Source organism: Mucilaginibacter sp. PAMB04168 (assembly GCF_039634365.2).
Lineage (GTDB): Bacteria > Bacteroidota > Bacteroidia > Sphingobacteriales > Sphingobacteriaceae > Mucilaginibacter.
Genome location: NZ_CP155079.2, coordinates 2,553,037 through 2,571,646 on the forward strand (window position 1 = coordinate 2,553,037; position 18,610 = coordinate 2,571,646).

At 34.6% G+C, this 18,610-nt stretch carries 16 protein-coding genes; 15 read left to right on the plus strand and 1 reads right to left on the minus strand.

Going from position 1 to position 18,610, the window contains the following annotated elements:
• Positions 1–151 precede the first annotated feature (151 nt).
• The 13 genes from glf (at position 152) to ABDD94_RS10865 (ending at position 14,943) form a co-directional block, all read left to right on the plus strand.
• Positions 152–1,252, plus strand: a complete 1,101-nt coding sequence (gene glf, locus ABDD94_RS10805) for a UDP-galactopyranose mutase (protein ID WP_345955879.1) — start codon at positions 152–154, stop codon at positions 1,250–1,252.
• 115 nt (positions 1,253–1,367) lie between these two features.
• Entirely contained in the window at positions 1,368–2,195 is an 828-nt protein-coding gene (locus ABDD94_RS10810) for a polysaccharide biosynthesis/export family protein (protein WP_345955880.1), read from the plus strand.
• 7 nt (positions 2,196–2,202) lie between these two features.
• Complete coding sequence (locus ABDD94_RS10815) at positions 2,203–4,590, plus strand: polysaccharide biosynthesis tyrosine autokinase (RefSeq protein WP_345955881.1); 2,388 nt, start codon at positions 2,203–2,205, stop codon at positions 4,588–4,590.
• Between the two features lie 2 nt (positions 4,591–4,592).
• Positions 4,593–5,948 carry a flippase gene (locus ABDD94_RS10820; RefSeq protein WP_345955882.1) on the plus strand — a complete coding sequence of 452 codons (1,356 nt, stop codon included), beginning with the start codon at positions 4,593–4,595 and terminating at the stop codon, positions 5,946–5,948.
• Positions 5,949–5,957: 9 nt separating this feature from the next.
• Positions 5,958–6,581, plus strand: a complete 624-nt coding sequence (locus ABDD94_RS10825) for a DapH/DapD/GlmU-related protein (protein ID WP_345955883.1) — start codon at positions 5,958–5,960, stop codon at positions 6,579–6,581.
• A gap of 8 nt (positions 6,582–6,589) precedes the next feature.
• On the plus strand, positions 6,590–7,456 hold the full coding sequence (locus tag ABDD94_RS10830; RefSeq protein WP_345955884.1) for a hypothetical protein: 867 nt from the start codon (positions 6,590–6,592) through the stop codon (positions 7,454–7,456).
• Positions 7,457–7,465: 9 nt separating this feature from the next.
• On the plus strand, positions 7,466–8,701 hold the full coding sequence (locus tag ABDD94_RS10835) for a glycosyltransferase (protein WP_345955885.1): 1,236 nt from the start codon (positions 7,466–7,468) through the stop codon (positions 8,699–8,701).
• Positions 8,694–9,797 (plus strand): glycosyltransferase family 1 protein, encoded by a 1,104-nt coding sequence (locus tag ABDD94_RS10840; protein WP_345955886.1) that lies wholly within the window; start codon positions 8,694–8,696, stop codon positions 9,795–9,797. Before ABDD94_RS10835 ends, ABDD94_RS10840 begins: the two co-directional genes overlap by 8 nt.
• A 365-nt stretch (positions 9,798–10,162) precedes the next feature.
• On the plus strand, positions 10,163–10,261 hold the full coding sequence (locus tag ABDD94_RS10845; RefSeq protein WP_352432900.1) for a hypothetical protein: 99 nt from the start codon (positions 10,163–10,165) through the stop codon (positions 10,259–10,261).
• A 2-nt stretch (positions 10,262–10,263) separates the two neighbouring features.
• Entirely contained in the window at positions 10,264–11,583 is a 1,320-nt protein-coding gene (locus ABDD94_RS10850; protein ID WP_345955887.1) for an O-antigen ligase family protein, read from the plus strand.
• A gap of 6 nt (positions 11,584–11,589) precedes the next feature.
• The gene (locus ABDD94_RS10855) at positions 11,590–12,702 is read left to right on the plus strand and encodes a glycosyltransferase family 1 protein (RefSeq protein WP_345955888.1); all 1,113 of its coding nucleotides are present in this window, start codon (positions 11,590–11,592) and stop codon (positions 12,700–12,702) included.
• Between the two features lie 154 nt (positions 12,703–12,856).
• Positions 12,857–13,969: a glycosyltransferase family 4 protein gene (locus ABDD94_RS10860; RefSeq protein ID WP_345955889.1), complete on the plus strand. Its 1,113-nt coding sequence runs from the start codon at positions 12,857–12,859 to the stop codon at positions 13,967–13,969.
• Complete coding sequence (locus ABDD94_RS10865; RefSeq protein ID WP_345955890.1) at positions 13,969–14,943, plus strand: NAD(P)-dependent oxidoreductase; 975 nt, start codon at positions 13,969–13,971, stop codon at positions 14,941–14,943. The genes ABDD94_RS10860 and ABDD94_RS10865 overlap by 1 nt, the downstream gene beginning before the upstream one ends.
• Before the next feature lie 31 nt (positions 14,944–14,974).
• Here the strand turns inward: ABDD94_RS10865 and ABDD94_RS10870 are convergent, their stop codons facing one another.
• Entirely contained in the window at positions 14,975–16,669 is a 1,695-nt protein-coding gene (locus tag ABDD94_RS10870; protein ID WP_345955891.1) for a gliding motility protein RemB, read from the minus strand.
• 205 nt (positions 16,670–16,874) lie between these two features.
• On the opposite strand from ABDD94_RS10870, the gene rfaE1 reads away from it, so the two are divergent.
• Positions 16,875–17,828, plus strand: coding sequence for a D-glycero-beta-D-manno-heptose-7-phosphate kinase (gene rfaE1, locus ABDD94_RS10875; RefSeq protein WP_352432897.1), 954 nt, complete (start codon positions 16,875–16,877; stop codon positions 17,826–17,828).
• A gap of 20 nt (positions 17,829–17,848) precedes the next feature.
• Positions 17,849–18,412, plus strand: a complete 564-nt coding sequence (locus ABDD94_RS10880; RefSeq protein WP_345955893.1) for a D-sedoheptulose 7-phosphate isomerase — start codon at positions 17,849–17,851, stop codon at positions 18,410–18,412.
• Positions 18,413–18,610: the final 198 nt, after the last annotated feature.

Genomic DNA, 18,610 nt, shown 5'->3' on the forward strand with positions numbered 1-18,610 from the left:
AATTTTCTTATTTGTACAATATTTTTGCCATTCCTTAAAACATTAAGTGTCGGTTTTTAATTATTACAACAGTTTTAACAGTTCTTGCTAAATCTCAAAGTGAAGTATCTGTTTCACTAAAAAATTTGTAACAATTAAAATAAAATACTTAATGAGCAAACCATACGATTATCTAATAGTAGGATCTGGATTGTTTGGGGCAGTGTTTGCCCATGAAGCTAAAAAAAAAGGAAAACGTTGTCTGATTATCGACAAGCGCAATCATTTTGGGGGCAATATTTATTGCGAAAACGTGGAGGGCATTAATGTCCATAAGTATGGCGCTCACATATTTCACACCAATGATAAGACCATTTGGGACTATGTAAACTCTTTCGTAGAGTTTAACCGTTACACTAATAGCCCGCTCGCTATTTTTGAGAACGAGATGTACAATCTTCCGTTCAATATGAACACCTTTTATCAATTATGGAAGGTTAAAACGCCCGACGAAGTTAAGGCCATCATTCAGACTCAAATTGACGAATCAGGCATTACAAACCCGCAAAACCTCGAAGAGCAAGCTATATCGTTAGTAGGTACCGATATTTATTACAAACTTATAAAAGGTTATACCGAAAAGCAGTGGGGCAGGGATGCTAAGGACTTACCTGCATTCATCATAAAACGGTTGCCGGTACGCTTTACCTACGATAATAATTACTTTAACGATAAATACCAGGGTATCCCTATTGGCGGTTACAATAAACTGACCGAAGGGTTATTAGATGGAATCGACGTAAAACTAAATGTTGATTACTTTGCCAGCCGCGCTGAATGGGATGCGCAAGCCGACAAAATAGTTTTTACCGGAAAAATTGATGAGTTTTATGATTACCGCTTTGGTCAATTGCAATATCGCAGCCTCAAGTTTGAACATCAAACCAAGGATACCGACAATTACCAAGGCAATGCTGTGGTAAATTATACAGAACGCCACATACCTTACACTCGCATAATAGAGCATAAGCACTTTGAGTTTGGCACGCAGCCAAAAACGGTCATCACCAAAGAATATCCTGAAGAGTGGAATACCGAAAAAGAACCGTACTATCCAATAAACGATGCTTACAACACAGATATTTATAAAAAGTACGAAGCTTTAGCGAAAGCCGATAGTCACATTGTATTTGGCGGACGCTTGGCAGAATATAAGTACTATGATATGCACCAAGTGATAGGTTCAGCACTAAAAAAGAGCCAGTCTATTTAACGTCAAAAAACAGGCGTAAAAAAATAAGGGGTTTTAACGCCCCTTATTTTTTTACGGTTTATTCAAAAAAACATGCTATTTTTGGAAGATTTAATTTTCCTAAAAAGCTATTACCGTGCCTCTGAAAAATAAAAAGATTTTTTTTAAATGGTGTTATATCACATGTCTGCCACTTATCATCTCGTCTTGTTCTTCTATAAAAAACGTTAAATATTTTAAAGATATATCCGATACAACTGTAGTAACCAGATTGGCGGATGTTAAGTATACGGAGCCTAAAATTCAGGCTGATGATATCTTGTCAATTAATATTCAAACAGTTGATCCGGCAGCCACACAGACGCTGGCACAAGGTAATGTGCAGAACGCAGCTATAGGTGCTTCGTCAGCAGGCAGTACCGGTGGGCAAAATATTGCAGGCTATTTAGTTGATAATAAGGGTTATGTTGAGATGCCTGTTATTGGTAAAATACAGCTTTCAGGATTAACCACTGAACAAGCCAGAGATGTGGTTAGAGAAAGAGCCAGCCAATTTTACAAAAGTCCAACCGTAAATTTGCGTTTTGCTAATTTTAAAATAACAATTTTAGGTGAGGTAACGAAACCAGGTACATACGTTGTTTCTAATGAAAAGATAAATATCTTAGATGCACTGGGGTTAGCTGGTGATTTGACTGTTTATGGTAAGCGGGAAAACGTCGCATTAATTAGGCAAGGTGACAATGGCGTACGTGAACTTGTTAGGCTTGACTTGAGCAAGAGTGAAGTATTAAATTCACCATACTTTTTTCTGAGGCAAAACGACTACATATACGTAGAGCCAAGCAAATCCAAAATAGCATCATCCGATGCCATACAAAACCGGAATATTACCATCCTTACCACACTCGGTGGTTTGTTAATTTCAATAGTTGCTATTGTTGTAAGCGCTACGAACAATTAAGTTTTATATGTCTCAGAATTTTTACCCTTCCTCTCCCACAGCGCTTGAAAATTCTAAAAGTGCTGACGGGGATGTAATTGATATTAAACAAATAATAGCGAAAGTCATATACAACTGGGTATGGTTTGTATCTAGTATAATTTTGTGCTTGGCTTTATCTGTAGTTTACGCATATTTTGCGTCTCCCAGTTGGCTAGTTTCTAGTAAAATTATAGTTAAGGACGACAAAAGCAGTGCCCAAGGTGCTTTGGGGGGCAGTTTAGGTGGCGGTGTTGGATCGTTGTTTAGTGTTAAAAGTAGCGCAGATAATGAGATCCAAATCTTGAAGTCTAGAACTATAATGCAGAAAGCAGTTGATGCCATGCAATTAAATGTTAGAATCTTTGTAAAAGATGGTTTCAAATCGAAAGAAATATTTGAGGAAGCTCCGTTTACGGTAAACTTGGCGTATAAAGCAGATACAATTAATTCAAGGATTTATAATATTAAAGTTATTGATGGTAATAAATTTATTATTTTAAATGATAAAGATGATTTAAACGTAAAAGCCAAATTTGGAGAGGTTGTACGGCTAAACCAGTATAATTTATTGCTACGTTACAAGCAAGGCGTGAAATTTTCTAAATTGTACCAAATTGCAGTAGAGTCTAAAGATGTAGCAATAAACAATTTCTCGAAAAACTACACGGCAGTGTTGTCCGATAAACAAGCTACAACTATCGATCTATCTCTAACCTACCCCAATCCAGCAAAGGGCGAAGCTATATTGAATAGTATCATGCAAATCTATTTGCAATCAAACTTGCAAAACGAAAAGCAAATTGCCGACAGTACTATGGCTTTTATTGACTCTCGTATTTTGCTCGTATCTAAAGAATTAAATAACATTGAAAAACAATTTGAGCAGTATAAGTCACAAAACAATATAGCCAATATAACTGAGCAGTCAAAAGTACTGGTTAGCAGTGCAAGTGAATATTATGATAAACTAGCACAACAAGAAACGCAGCTAACAATTATAAATGACTTGGAAAGGCGTTTGAATAATTCAAAAAATAAAAATATAATTCCCCGTTCTCTAATTAATCCAAGTGATCAGTCATTCGGGCAAGCTATTAATAGTTATAATGATTTAGTGCTGAGTAGGGATAGGGCGACCTTGTCTTTTACAGAACAGAACCCTGTTGTACAAAATCTCGATAAGCAAATCAACAATGCGCGATTAACCTTGTTAAACAACATTCAAACTTACAAGCAAAGTTTGCAGGTAGGTAGAGCCGAGTTACAAAAGCAAAATATTGGATTTACAGGACAACTCAAACAATTACCGGGAAAAGAACGCAACTATCTGGATTTCTCACGGCAGCAAAATTTAAAACAAGAATTATATTTATTTTTGCTTCAAAAGCGAGAAGAAACAGCTATAACAAGAAATTCAACAATTTCCAATTCGAGAATAGTTGATATGGCAAAAAGTGATTTTTACCCGTTTAAGCCTAAAAAATCTGTTATTTATTTAGTTGGAATTATTATCGGAGTACTGCTTCCATCTATTTACCTGTTTGTAAAAGAACTGTTAAACGTACGGATTGATAGTAAAAACGATATAGAACGAATTACCAGTGCTCCTATACTTGGAGAAATTGGACATAACAGTGATAAGCAAAGTTTGGTTACCGGTACAAACTCCAGATCTGTAATCTCTGAACAGTTTAGAGGTTTGAGAACAAACTTGCAATTCGTATTGGATGCATCCAAGCCTAATATATTGCTTTTTACTTCAAGTATGAGCGGCGAAGGAAAGTCATTTTTGTCTTTAAACCTAGGAAGTGCCTTGGCCTTAAGTGATAAGAAAGTGGTTTTTATGGAAATGGATCTTAGAAAACCTAAACTGTCTGAAAGCGTTGGTTTAACTATTGACAACGGTTTCACAAATTATGCAATATCAGAGGATGTTAATGTTGATTTTAAGCGGTTGTTAAAGCCATTAAGCTTTAACAAGAACTGCTTTTTAATATCGTCTGGCCCCATTCCGCCAAATCCGGTGGAATTGCTAATGAATGGTAAATTAGACACCTTGTTAAATTACTTAAAAAGTGAATTTGATTATATAATTATGGACTGTGCACCTGTAGGTTTAGTTACTGATGCACTCATGTTAGAAAGATATGCAGACCTTACATTTTATGTAACCAGGCAAGGATACACTTATAAATCTCAACTAAACATAGTTAATGATTTATTAAAGAACAACAAAATTAAGAGCCTTTACTTAATTGTAAATGATATTAAAGTTCAAAAAGCTGGTTATTCAACTTATAAACAAGCTTATGGTTATGGGGTCGAAGATGAGGATAGCTGGTTTTCTGAAATAAAAAAAATATTTAAAAAATAATAATGGTTAGGGAAGAGAGCGGGAAAGTAAAGCAATTAGTAAAAAATGTAATTTCTGTTGGTTTTGTTCAAATTGCCAACTACCTGCTTCCCTTAGTGTCTATACCGATAATAGTTAGGATTATAGGGCCTGAACATTTTGGTGTTATAAATTATTACACGTCCTTCATCGCCTATTTTGTATTGCTTGTAAATTATGGGTTTGATTATACTGGTACAAGGTTCATCGCTGTTGATAGACATGACGTATTAAGACGAAACCGGCATTTTACAAAGATACTTTATGCGAAGGGCTTACTGTTCGTCTTATCTTGCATTCTGTTTTTGTCCACTATATTTTTTGTAGCGAATAATGAAGAAGAAATTAAAATTGGAATATACAGTTATCTCATATGTATTGCCTGGGTTATATCACCAAATTGGTTTTATCAAGGAATGCAAAATTTAACAAAGTTGGCTCTGTTTAATTTTATAGTAAAAATCATTTATACAATTTCTATTTTACTTTTGGTAAAAAAGCAAGAAGATTATGTTTGGCAACCAATTACACTAAGTGTTACTCAGATACTTATATCTCTAATATCATTAATTATAGCTGTAAGAATATATAAAATAAAATTTGCATCGGTTTCTGTAAAAGATGTTTTAAACCTTATCTGGGAAGATCGAATGGTGTTTTTAACACTTGTATCAACTAATTTATATACAGATACAAACATTGTTATACTTGGTTTTTTTGAATCTAAAGAACATGTTGGTTATTTTTCGGCAGCGTGGAAATTCACATACATTTTTTTAATGATAATTTCGTTTCCGTTATCGCAAACTCTATTTCCATATATTGCTGAAGCATTTTCCAAAAATGTGCAGAAAGGTATACAATTAGTACAAAAAATTATGCCTATCGTTGTATACTTTACAATATGCTGCTCTTTGTTTGCGTTTATCTTCGGCGGTTATTTTATAAAACTATTTTATGGCGATAAATTTGTGAGTTCAATTCTGGTCTTCAGGATACTAACTATTGTGCCTGTCTTATCTTACATAAATACACTATTATGTTTACAAACTATGGTGGTGTTAAAAATGGACAAAGCATTGCTTAAGATCATATTTTTTTGCGGTGTAATCAGCGTCTTTTTAAATTTAATAATGATACATTTCTTTGGTTATGTTGGCAGTGCTTTCTCCTGGATAATAACGGAAATGTTTATCGCACTGTTGTCATACTATAGTTTAAAACGAAGTGGATATGATATGTTTTCACCTTATTACTTTAATATTTTTAATGCGGTGAATGAGATAAAAGGATTGGGCAGGCAATTTATGTCAAAAAAAAGAACAAGTAGCAATTTATAGAACTTAACTTTGAGACGAATACTTACAAAGTTCTTTTATTACTTAGGTGTAATTATCGGATACTGCTTTACAGAAAAGTTGTTGAATAACATTCTATTTGTAGTAAATCATTTAAAGGCGGGGCTTCTATTTAGTAAATTTAAGTCATGTGGTAAAAATTTATACATCGAAGCTCCGGTTAAAGTCATAGGAGGCAAGAACATCGTTATTGGTAATAATTGTAGTATATATGCTCGAACTAGGTTTGAAACATTCAAGTACTCTGATAAACACACGCCTGAACTGATAATAGGTGATAATGTGAACATTATATTTGATTGCCATATCGGATGCGTAAATAAAGTTATTATAGGAAACAATGTTTTGATTGCAAGCAAGGTGTTTATAACTGATCATTATCATGGAGAAATTACGAAAACCGGAATTGCTATGCCCCCATCCGAAAGACCGATATATTCTAAAGGCCCAGTTATAATAGAAGATAATGTTTGGATAGGAGAAGGAGTTGCAATTATGCCGAATATAACAATTGGAAGAAATTGTATCATTGGGGCAAATTCAGTTGTTACTAAAAGCTTCCCCCAAAATTCTATTTTAGCTGGCGTCCCTGCTAAATTAATTAAAGTTGTCTAAAAATTAGCATGAGAATATCAGCAGCAGTCGTAGTTTACAATCCAGACATAAGTGAATTAATTTATAACATAAAATCTTATATTAATGTTGTAGATAAGGTTATAGTTTGGCAAAATACGCTTGTTGATCAAATTCAACTTCGAAATTCATTCGTTGACGTGTTTGATAAAATCGTTTTTTTAGGTAACGGAAGAAATGTAGGTATCGGAGCTGGTTTGAATGGTGCGGTTAAGTGGTCTATAAACAATAGCTATACTCATATATTAACTTTGGACCAAGATAGCTGCTTTGAATCAAAGTATCTGACATTCTATTTAGACACGATAAATAAAAATACCGACCAGTCAATCGGAATTTTTGGCGTAAATCCTTTGTGTCATGCTGAACTGGTTTTTTCACAATCGACGCATTTGTTGGACGTCACAGATACAATAACGTCAGGTTCGGTGTTTCCTCTTGAAGTATTTGAAAAATGTGGGTACTTTAACGAAGACATGTTTATAGATGCCGTTGATTACGAATTTTGTTACAGGGCAAAAAAATACAACGGTCTAAAAACGGTGATAATTACAAATGCCGTAATGACACATGAAGTTGGCTACAGTAAAAAGACCGTTTGGGGATTTTCGACTGTTAACTATTCAAGTTTCAGAACTTATTATATCGTACGAAATCAAACCCTTATTTGGAGACAGTACCCAGAATATTTTTCATATCAATACAAAAAAACGTTGATAATGCAGCACATAATTTTTCGTGCCATAAAAATTATAATGGCTGAGTCAGATAAATTCGAGAAAATTAAATCGATATTTAAAGGAATAAAAGATGGATTGTTCGGGAAATTATTATTTTCGGTTAAAATCCATAATTAATTATACAATATGGGAAGAAAAGTAGTATTCACAATAGCAGCTAAAAATTATTTAGGTCAGGCTAAAGCGTTAGGATATTCAATAAAGGAAACAAATCCTGAAGTTGACTTTCATATCTTGCTAGCCGATGAAATTGATGGACATGATTTACAGGCTTCGGACTTTACTTTAGTTGAGGCAAAAACCTTGGGTATAAAGAAGTTCCATGAAATGGCTTTTAAATATAATGTGGTTGAATACAGCACATCTATTAAGCCATTTTATTTAGATCATCTTTTTAAAAATTATGAGTATGACAAAATATTATACTTAGATCCAGACATGGTTGTTTATGACAACCTTGATTATTTATATGAGCAGCTAGATACTTACGATGCCATTTTAACACCACATATTATAAAACCTTACGTTGAGTATGAGGGAGCAACATCGGAAGAGGAACTGCTTTTTGTTGGCATATATAATTTAGGTTTTTTTGGAGTAAGAAGAGGAGAGGTAGGCAATACCATTATACAATGGTGGAAAGCTAAGTTAACCGACCAATGTTTTGCAGACAAAGCTGATGCATTACATGTAGACCAGCGGTGGATGGATTTTCTGCCTTCTTTATATGGAAGTAATGTAGGTATCTTACGGCATCCGGGCGTAAATACTGCATTTTGGAATATGCATGAACGCGAATTCACTGATGTTGATGGAAAGTATTTTGTTGATGGCCAGCCGCTATTAGTTTATCATTTTTCGGGTTTAGTCCCCGAAGAATATCATAAGTTGTGCCGTAAGCAAACCAAATATAGTTTGGATAACAAACCAGAATATACTCGTTTGTTCAAAGAATATGTAGATTTAATGAACGAAAAGTGTGGTTTGCAAGCGCATAAAGATATGCACTACACCTATTCATCCTATAAAAATGGGGTGTACATTGTACCTTATCAAAGAAGATTATATAGAGGCATCTTAAATCAAAAATCTCATAACTTTGCTAATCCATTCGAAATTGGGAAAAACTCATTCTACGAACTATTGGATAATAATAAATTATTAATAATAGATGATAATGCCAAGTATGCAAAGCTACAAAAGTCTTTTCCGAATTATAAGGCTATGTTTGAAAAAGCCAATAAAGGTTTGAAGGTTCTTAAAAAGCTAATTGGCATAAAAAGATATTACATGATAATGCGTTATCTAGGAGTACAATCTAGGTTTGAAGAACAAATGTTCTTGTTTGAAAAAAATGGTTAAAATAGGAATAGATGGCAGAGTATTTAACAAACCGTTAACAGGCGTTGGTAAATACGTGACGCAGCTTTTAAACAGGATCAATGAAGTAGCAAAATATGAAACTACATTTTATATATACAATAATAATAAAGACATTGATTTATCGGAATGTAGGTTTAAGCATGTATTAAGAGTTGATGAAAGAGGTTTCGCCCAAAAGATGAAACCTGTTGTATGGCTAAAGTTCTTTTCTAAATCGTGTATAAATGCCGATGAATTAGACTATTTTATAGGTGGTGCTGGTTTCTTACCGCATTTAAGTAGTAATATAAAAACCATAGTTGTTGTCCATGACTTCAACCATATTATAGTTCCGGCTACTATGACCTTTACGCAGAAAATAGCTCATCAGCTATTTTACAAGAGTGACGTTAAAAAAGCCGACTATGTGATCGTAAACTCACAGGGTACATTTGATAAAACAATTAAATATTTCAAAAAAACGCCAGATATCATAGTTAATCCAGCAGTTGATTCTGTGTATAAAAAGTTAGACATCGAACTTGTAACCGGTCGGTTGAAAGAATTGACGATAAGCAAACCTTATTTATTGGCAGTTGCAACGTTAGAACCAAGGAAAAATCTAGGTAATTTAGTAAGGGCGTTTATAAAACTGAGAAGTGAAAACTACTTAAAAGAACATAAGCTTGTACTCGTTGGTAAGTTTGGTTGGAAAAATGAAGAAATTAGACACTTAATAAATCAAAACAAAGATATAATCCAGCACTTGGGGTATTTAAGTAATAAGGATTTAGCAGTGTTGTACAACGGTGCATCTTTATTTGTATTTCCTTCTGTTTATGAAGGCTACGGTATGCCTGTTGCAGAAGCGTTAGCATGCCGAACCCAATCGATTACCACTAACATCTCAGAATTAGTTGAAGCTTCAAAAGGCCAAGCCTCGTACATCGGAAACGTAAGTGACATAAACTCCATTTGTAAAGCAATTTTGAATGCCTTTGATAGTCCTCCAAAACAAATCATCATGACCGGCATAAATGAAGATAGCAATGCAGATTTTTGTAATGTTGTTTCCAGTTGGTTTAATTTAATATAGCACAACGCAATGTTGAGAGGATTAAGAACTATTTGCAAAAGAAATGAGTCACATGCCACGATTCTTATAGGTATACTTTATTTAGAACAAGTATCTTATTTTAAAATGCCGATTAAAATCATCAGAATAGTAATTAACAAGTATTTGTTTCATGTGAAAGTTAATCTTAATAGCTTAAAAAAAAATGCATTAAGGAAGTTAACGTTTCCTCATCAGTTCTCCTTTATTATACATCGGCTGGCCGTAATTGATGTTAATAGTGATATTTCTGAGAATGTTAAAATCGGTGTTTTGGACGAAATCATAATAAAACTATGTTTGCTGCGTCGTTAGGTGAAAATGTATATTTTTGCTTTAACGCAACGATGCATGGGAATGTTGTTTTAGGCAATAATGTTAAAATAGGACCACATGCTTTATTGTTGAAAGATATTTATCCGGACCAAACAATTATAGGTTTATAAAAATGATGACTTCCGGACTTCGACTGAGCATTAAAGAGAAATTATCGTATTTTATATTGTTGTTTATTGGATTTCAACAGTTCCCTGTTATTCGGATAGGTGGAAGCCTGAAAATTTATGAAGTATTAGCTCTAATTCTGCTGGTAATAAATTTAGCTACTTACAGGCCGAAAAAGATTTCCTTGATCAGCCTTATGGCCTCTATGTTTTTTGTAGTCTCTCCAATTGTAAGTTACGTATTTTCATTGTTGATTTTAGACTATCCTTATGAATTTTACAATAAATATCCAGCTGCTGATGGCTTCAAATTTAATTATTACATATTTCCATTGTTGCAGCTTGTATATATGTTTTTCAATTACGCAGCTTTTAATTCAATCAGCACATCATTACGTTTAGCCGAGAATATTGACAGACTCCTAAGAGGAGTCATTATAGTAGGCACAATAATAGCCACATACTCTATAATAGCCACTTTTACCGTTGATGTAATTACGTATTTGCCTAATATAATTCAAAATAAGTCGGTTTATACATTCCGTAGTTCTGGTCTATCTCAAGAGCCGAGTTTTTATGTTTTGTATCAAAGCTGGATATGTTTGTTCGTTTTTTTTACAAAAAGACTTTTCAATAAGGCTTTTTGGATAACGCTGCTTGTTATAAACGTACTTTCTTTAATTTTAACATTTTCCAGTACTTTAGTTGGTTTGACTTTAGTGATTGTAGTGAGCATCTTTCTTCTAAACAACTCATTTAAGGTCAAGTTAATGACTACTTTTCTAATAATGATCTGCTTCTTCCTGGGAGCATACTTGATAGCTTACTATGACGTATACGATGCTTTCGAGTATACTTTTATAACCAAAGTGCAAAGTTTCTTTGCGGCACCTGAACACACATTAGATAGTGGTAGTTATCGTAGTTATACAGGTGCCATTGGAATGCGTATATTCAAAGAGCACTTTTTTACTGGTGTTGGAGTTGGTAACAGTGTATATTATATGCACATATATGAATTTAGGATGGGTATCATAACTTTTGGTGAAATGCTACAGCCTGGGGCCTTTCCTCAGAACGTTTTTTCTTCTGTACTAAGTGAACAGGGAATATTTGGAGGTATATTTTTGTTTATGCTGCTATTTTTGATATTGAAAAGCTTTTGGAAGTATCGTAATTCTTCAGGATACAGTAAAATGTTTTTTATTGGAGCTTCTTTCAATATAATAACAATGTTTACCATAGCACCAGTGTACTCTTTTTTCTTATGGGCTTTTTTAGCATTAGGATTGTGTTACTTGAAAACACTTCATACAAGTAAATAATATTTTATGAGCACAATACATATATGCGTAGATGCAAGAATACTGAAAACAGGTATAGGAGTATACTTACAAAACGGCTTAAGTAAACTTCAAGAAAGCAGAAATATAAATACTATGGCGCTTGTAAAGGATACTGATGAGGAAGATGATATTTTTAAAGGGAGGGTTTCAGCAAAAAAATTTAATTTCAATATTTATACAATAAAAGAACAACTTGGCTTCAGAGAAGCTATTCCAAAATGTAATTTGTTCTGGTCGCCACATTATAACGTACCCTTCTTTAAAATTGATGCAAAACACAGAGTTGTAACCATACACGACGTTTACCATTTGCACATATTTAAACAACTTTCTCTTTTGCAGAAGGTCTATGTGAAGGTTGCAATGAAAGCTGCGACTCTGTTGTCAGATAGCATTATAACGGTGTCTGATTTTTCAAAGAATGAAATTGTAAAATACACTGGTTGCAAGCCGGAAAAAATTAATGTAATTTATAACGGAGTAAATCAAAAGTCCCACGTAAAGGATTTTACCGCTATTCAAAGTGAGTATGGTATGCCTGATAACTATTTGTTATTTGTTGGAAGTGTAAAGCCCCATAAAAATTTATCTAAATTACTTGATGCTTATTTGATACTAAATAAATCGTTTCAAGAAAAATACAAGATCGTAATCGTAGGCAAAAAAGATGGATTTATCACAGCAGACGAAGGATTGTTTAACATAATACAAAGCAATGAGGTGCTTAAGAAATCAATTGTTTTTACAGGTTATGTAAAGGATGTTGACATGGATACCATATATGCCAATGCTTCAGTTTTTGTGTTCCCTTCGTTATATGAAGGTTTTGGTTTACCTCCTTTGGAGGCGATGAAATGTAACTGTCCTGTTGCAGCTTCGGATATACCAAGTGTAAGAGAGATATGTGAAGATGCAGTTTTATATTTTAATCCTGATAGTAGCCTTGAAATTAAAAGAGCTATAGAAAAAATTTTATCAAACAGCATGTTAAGAGAGGAATTAATTTTTAAAGGATTGAATCAAATAAAAAAATTTGATTGGAATGTGAGTGCGAATAAACATTTAGAATTGTTTGAAAAATACATCAAGGATGTTTAATATACACTGCAAATAGCTACACATCATCATCACATTGATATATTCCAAAAAAAATTATTTCAATACATAATTCTAAAAGTAACTTGCCTTCTTAAGGCAATTCGTTGGTTTTGTTATATCTTTACATCTGTTCTAGAAACCCGGTAACGTATATATGAAGATTGCTTTAGTACAAGAATGGTTAACTACAATTGGTGGGTCAGAAAAAGTTGTTCAAGAAATATCTAAAATTTTTCCAAATGCGGATCTTTTTACCTTAGTAGCTATTCCAGATACTGTTAAAGCCCTTGGTTTAGACTCTCATAAATTGCAAACGTCTTTTATACAGAAGCTTCCATTTGCAAAAACAAAGTGGAGATCTTACTTACCACTTTTTCCTCTTGCTATTGAGCAGTTCGACCTCGCGGATTATGACCTAGTTATCTCCTCATCGCACTCAGTGGCCAAAGGAGTTTTAACCAATTCAAACCAACTTCATGTATGTTATTGTCATTCACCAATAAGATATGCCTGGGATTTGCACCATCAATATCTAAAAGAATCAGGTTTAGATAAGGGCTTGAAAGGATTAATAGCAAAATACTTACTTCATAGGATTAGAAGTTGGGATATTATAAGTACAAATAGAGTGGATTTTTTTATATCCAATTCAAATTACATAGGCAGAAGAATTAAGAAAATTTATAATAGAGAAAGTGTTACAATATATCCTAGTGTAGCGGTTGATGAATTTACCTTAGAAACATCAAAAAAGGACTATTACTTTACGTGCTCGAGAATGGTTCCTTATAAAAGGATTGATTTGATTGTTAACGCTTTTTCTAAGATGCCCGAAAAAAAGTTAATTGTAGTAGGAGATGGACCTGACTTAAACAAGATTAAGGCGATGGCAACTGCAAATATTGAGTTATTAGGTTTTCAGCCATTTGAAACGTTGAAAAGTTATATGTCAAATGCAAAAGCTTTTGTATTTGCTGCTGAAGAAGACTTTGGAATCGTTCCGGTTGAAGCGCAGGCTTGTGGAACTCCTGTAATAGCATTTGGAAAAGGAGGAGTGTTAGAATCTGTCATTGACGGAGTAACAGGTGTTTTATACCAAGAGCAAACCGAAAGCTCGCTTATAAACGCCGTTGAATTATTCGAAAGCAAATTTTTAAATTACGATCCTTTGGTGATAAGAAATCATGCTGAAAAATTTAGCAGAGATAGATTTAAAATACAGTTTTTGAACTTCATTAACAATAAGATTCAATTAAAGAATATATAATGAATTATTTAATTTTTGGTGGAGCTGGGTTTATAGGAACTCATTTAGCCAAATATATAACAAGTCTTAATTTAAGCTCATCAGTAATTAATAGCTATGATATATATAATAAAGTACAAAGTGATTTTATAAAGTTGGATGTAAGGAAACGTATTTTGTTAGACCTAAATGATTCAAGTAATTCAATTATATATAACCTTGCTGCCATACATACTACTCCCGGCCATCCTGATCACGATTATTTTGAAACGAATATTTTTGGCGCAGAGAATATCTGTGATTTTGCTAGAAGCAATAATATAAACACAATCGTATTTACAAGTTCTATTGCTCCTTATGGCCCATCTGAAGAGCTTAAATTAGAAACAACAATTCCGATGCCTAATACACCCTATGGCATTTCAAAATTGACGGCTGAATACATTCATAAAGTATGGCAAGCAGAAGATCCGGATAACAGAAAATTAATAATTGTACGTCCCGGGGTGGTATTTGGACAAAATGAAGGTGGTAATTTTACAAGGTTATACCAGTCTTTAAAAAAAGGCTTTTTCTTTTATCCTGGTAGGAGGGATACAACAAAGGCGGCAGTCTACGTTAAAGATGTTGTCAGAATATTGTATGAAACATCAGTTGGTCAGGGCACGGGCGTGGCCACGTATAATTTGACTTATTCTCCGGCACCCACAATACAGAAGATATGTGAGGTTATGGCCCAAGTTACAGGCGTAAACGAACCCAAGTTATTAGTACCTGCATCACTAATGAAATTAGCAGCAAGTACAATATATTATTCAGGTAATTTGTTAGGAAAAAAAATTAACGGCATTCACCCCGACAGAGTTAAAAAATTAATGATTTCTACTAACATATCAGGAAAGAAGCTTGATGAATCACCCTATAAATTGCAGTATACGTTAAAGGAGGCAATTGCTGATTGGTATAACGACTGTAATAAAATGGACTTACATTAGTAATTGGTAGTAACGCTCAATTATCTTATGCTTACATACTTCTATATCTTGCCACATCCTGATATAAATTTCTAAACGAACTACGTAACCCAATAGTAAACATTGTATTTTTATCAGTAAAGATATTATTAGTTTCTCTACGATATAGCCCACCTGCTTCAATCCGTAAGTTGTATTTCGAATTTAGTAAATAAGCTATTTTACCTTCGGCATAGTACATATTTGTTGTTAATCCCTGGCCGGTATAATTGCCGGTAGTATAAGCACTATTACCAGTACCAAAATCTTCGGTTGGCCCATCATATCTGGCTGGAGTTAAATAAGATAAAAATATATCTTTTCCATAATTCAAGCCATTTATATCAAGTCCATAATGACCGTAATTAAGCTGTCCGGTAAAATCAAAACGCTTATAACTATAATTTACTAAGCCAAGCAGTTCTTTAAAATTTGCTCCAAATGGATGTGCTAGCGGTTCATTTTGCTGAGCATAGTTTTTTATTCTAAATGTTGAAGTATAAGTGTATGGCTTAGCGCCGTTATATTCGATCAAATAATTGAGGCTGTTTATGTTAAAAATATTTGTCCCACGAACACCAATTTGCCACCCATATTTATTTCTTGAGCTGCCTTTCCCTGAAAAGAAGTTCTTGGCTTCAAACTCATCTAAAGCAAACTGGCCATATAGTGTAGCATGGTCTGAAACTTTATATTTGCCATTAAAACCAATCAGGGCATTATCTGGAGAGCCGTTATCAGCTTCAACTGGTCTCAAAAATATAAAGGGATTGCCATAAGTAAAGTCAAATCCGCGTCTGTTTCCATTGTCATCAGTTACTGCCCAGATAACAGAGTCGAAAAATCCCAACGATAAGCGTTTTGTAACATTCCAATCTAAATAATGAAATACTCCCCATTTTTTACGATTGCCTATATCCGTACCAACTTTAGGCGCGCGTGGGTCTTGCATATAGCTCCACATAGCCATGTAACTTACATTTCCTAAATTGCCTGTAAGCTTTAAAAAGGTGTAGGGCGAACTGAAGTCAGATAAAAGCATAGAGCGGTATCCGTCGCCTATGAAGTTCTTATCATGCCCTAAAGCAATGTTAAGATATTTAGAAGGAGTATATGAAAGTAAAGCTGTAACATATGACCAATCCTTAGTCTTACCGCCCGGCTTGCGGTCATATGCCTGCCCCGAAACAATTCCTGTTTGGTTAATATAAGTATTAAAGTAATCAGGGAAAACGGCTTGATTTTCGTAGCCACTTGAGTAAAAATAAAACTTTTTACCAACTGTTCCTCCAACTTGATATCCTCTGGTGTTCAGCCAAGTAGTCCGGGAATTGCTAAACTCCCTGCCTAGGGTCAAATCTGGAAGATAATCCGCAAAAAAAGTATAATCGCTTTTTTTGATGTCTATCAAATGTTCGTCGAATAGTTTTCGGTGCACCCAGCTGCGACGATTTAACGTGTCAACCCCATAGTCGGTTAAGGTCTTATATTTTGCATATAACGTCGTATCGTCTATTAAATAAGGTTTAATTGCGCTATGAAAGTTTGTTTTAGTTGAGTAAACAGAGTCGTTCAGCTTCTGATAGAATTGATAACTATATGGCTGATAACGAACCTGAGCTTGTGCGCTTAAAGTATATATCAACAAATAAAACAGGATCTGAAACGCTATTGTGCTTTTGAAAGAGTTTGGTTGAGCTTTTTTCATAGATGAGTGTTGTACAAATATACGATAACAATTGCAGTAAGTGTATATAAGTATCACCAGAAACAAAACTGTACGACAGATGTTTTATTGCCTGTATATTGGCCAAGTCACGGCGTTCTGAAGACTAATCTGACATTGCTTCTCTTAAAAGTTTGTGGGCTTATTACCTCAACTGAAGCATTGTCTGTTGCTTTTGCTTAAAAATATGTATAATAATTTGAACTGTAATTCTAAAATTTTAGTTATCGGTGATCTAATGATTGATCATTACATCTACGGTAATTGCGATCGAATATCGCTTGAGGCGCCTATACCCGTAGTGGAAATAACGCGTGAGAAGCGCACATTAGGTGGTGCGGGTAACGTGCTGAAAAACTTGAAGGCCTTTGGTTGTACTACCACCATTATTTCTGTTACTGGAGACGACGAAAATGCAGCGATTGTTGAGATGATGCTTCAAGCGGATGGTTTTGTTTTTGATGGGCTTGTGAAAGATGCAAGCAGATGTACAACAATCAAATCGCGTGTGTTAGCCGTAAATCATCAACTTATTAGGCTGGATCGTGAGGTTACTGAATCAATTAGCTCACAAGTAGAGCAGGCTGTTGTCACTAAGGTCAGAGATATCATCGATAGCTATGAAGTTGTTTTGATATCAGATTATAATAAAGGGTTGCTCACCGCAAGCTTGGTTCAGGCAGTTGTAAGCATATGTCAGCAAAGTAGTAAAATCGTTCTTGTTGATCCCAAAGGGCTTGATTTTTCAAAGTACAAGGGTGTTAATCTCATTAAGCCTAATAAAAAAGAAGCAGGTTTAGCCACTGGTATTGCAATTAAGGACAAGGATAGTTTGGAACAGGCTTGTAAAAGGATTAAAGAAATAACTAACTGTAACGATGTAGTTGTAACAATGTCAGATGAGGGAATTGCCTTGTTTTCTGACGCCGGGTTAAATGTAATTCCTACCAAGGCCCTTGACGTTATTGATGTAACTGGTGCGGGCGATACGGTTTTGGCCTCTTTAGGCCTTGCATTGTGTTCAGGAAAATCCTTGTATGAGGCTTGCGTATTTGCCAATCAGGCAGCTGCCGTTGTTGTAAGTAAAGTAGGCAGTGCTACAGCAACACTTGATGAGATTGAACAAAGGTTTAATAGGTAATTTAACAGTAGACACCCAGGATGATTAACGATATTAAGGATATATTCAATCAACATATTTCTGTAGCACAAGATACGCTTGTTAGGCTTTCTCCTAAGATAGAAGAAGCTTGTACTATTATTAAAGCATGCCTGAGAGCTGGCAATAAAGTGTTATTATTTGGAAACGGCGGTAGCGCTGCTGATGCTCAGCATATTGCAGCGGAGTTTACTGGCCGGTTTGTAAAAGAACGGCGGTCGTTGCCGGCAATTGCGCTTACAACCGACACGTCTGCACTTACTGCAATTGGTAACGATTACGGATTTGATCGCATATTTGAGCGTCAGGTGGAGGGGTTAGCTGCTAAGGGCGATGTACTGGTAGGCATATCAACAAGCGGCAATAGCGGCAATGTTATCAAGGCACTACAGTTGGGCAAACATTTGGGCTGTACCAATATTGGTCTGTCGGGCAATAACGGAGGTCAGATGACTGATTGTTGCGATCTTAATTTGATTGTTCCATCGGCAGTAACAGCACACATACAAGAGATGCATATACTCATAGGGCATATCATTTGTACAGCGGTGGACCTTAATTACTAAAGCAGCCTTGTTTGTTCAGAAGTTTAGTGATCAGTAAAAGATATTTCTCAGCAGTACGCTATATCGCCTATCCTAAAAAGTTTTTAAAGGCTTTAACAAGCTACTTCATTGTAAATTATTTAACAAGGGTAATAGATTGATATATCCGAAAGTGAATCAAACGGGCTATTTGGTTGCAGTAACTTAATTACTGTACAA

Excerpts from the sequence above, each read along its gene's own strand:
- glf (WP_345955879.1), top strand. The coding sequence starts at position 152 with ATGAGCAAACCATACGATTATCTAATAGTAGGATCTGGATTGTTTGGG.
- ABDD94_RS10815 (WP_345955881.1), top strand. The coding sequence starts at position 2,203 with ATGTCTCAGAATTTTTACCCTTCCTCTCCCACAGCGCTTGAAAATTCT.
- ABDD94_RS10820 (WP_345955882.1), top strand. The coding sequence starts at position 4,593 with ATGGTTAGGGAAGAGAGCGGGAAAGTAAAGCAATTAGTAAAAAATGTA.
- ABDD94_RS10830 (WP_345955884.1), top strand. The coding sequence starts at position 6,590 with ATGAGAATATCAGCAGCAGTCGTAGTTTACAATCCAGACATAAGTGAA.
- ABDD94_RS10835 (WP_345955885.1), top strand. The coding sequence starts at position 7,466 with ATGGGAAGAAAAGTAGTATTCACAATAGCAGCTAAAAATTATTTAGGT.
- ABDD94_RS10840 (WP_345955886.1), top strand. The coding sequence starts at position 8,694 with ATGGTTAAAATAGGAATAGATGGCAGAGTATTTAACAAACCGTTAACA.
- ABDD94_RS10845 (WP_352432900.1), top strand. The coding sequence starts at position 10,163 with ATGCATGGGAATGTTGTTTTAGGCAATAATGTTAAAATAGGACCACAT.
- ABDD94_RS10850 (WP_345955887.1), top strand. The coding sequence starts at position 10,264 with ATGATGACTTCCGGACTTCGACTGAGCATTAAAGAGAAATTATCGTAT.
- ABDD94_RS10855 (WP_345955888.1), top strand. The coding sequence starts at position 11,590 with ATGAGCACAATACATATATGCGTAGATGCAAGAATACTGAAAACAGGT.
- ABDD94_RS10860 (WP_345955889.1), top strand. The coding sequence starts at position 12,857 with ATGAAGATTGCTTTAGTACAAGAATGGTTAACTACAATTGGTGGGTCA.
- ABDD94_RS10865 (WP_345955890.1), top strand. The coding sequence starts at position 13,969 with ATGAATTATTTAATTTTTGGTGGAGCTGGGTTTATAGGAACTCATTTA.
- ABDD94_RS10870 (WP_345955891.1), bottom strand. The coding sequence starts at position 16,669 with ATGAAAAAAGCTCAACCAAACTCTTTCAAAAGCACAATAGCGTTTCAG.
- rfaE1 (WP_352432897.1), top strand. The coding sequence starts at position 16,875 with ATGTATAATAATTTGAACTGTAATTCTAAAATTTTAGTTATCGGTGAT.
- ABDD94_RS10880 (WP_345955893.1), top strand. The coding sequence starts at position 17,849 with ATGATTAACGATATTAAGGATATATTCAATCAACATATTTCTGTAGCA.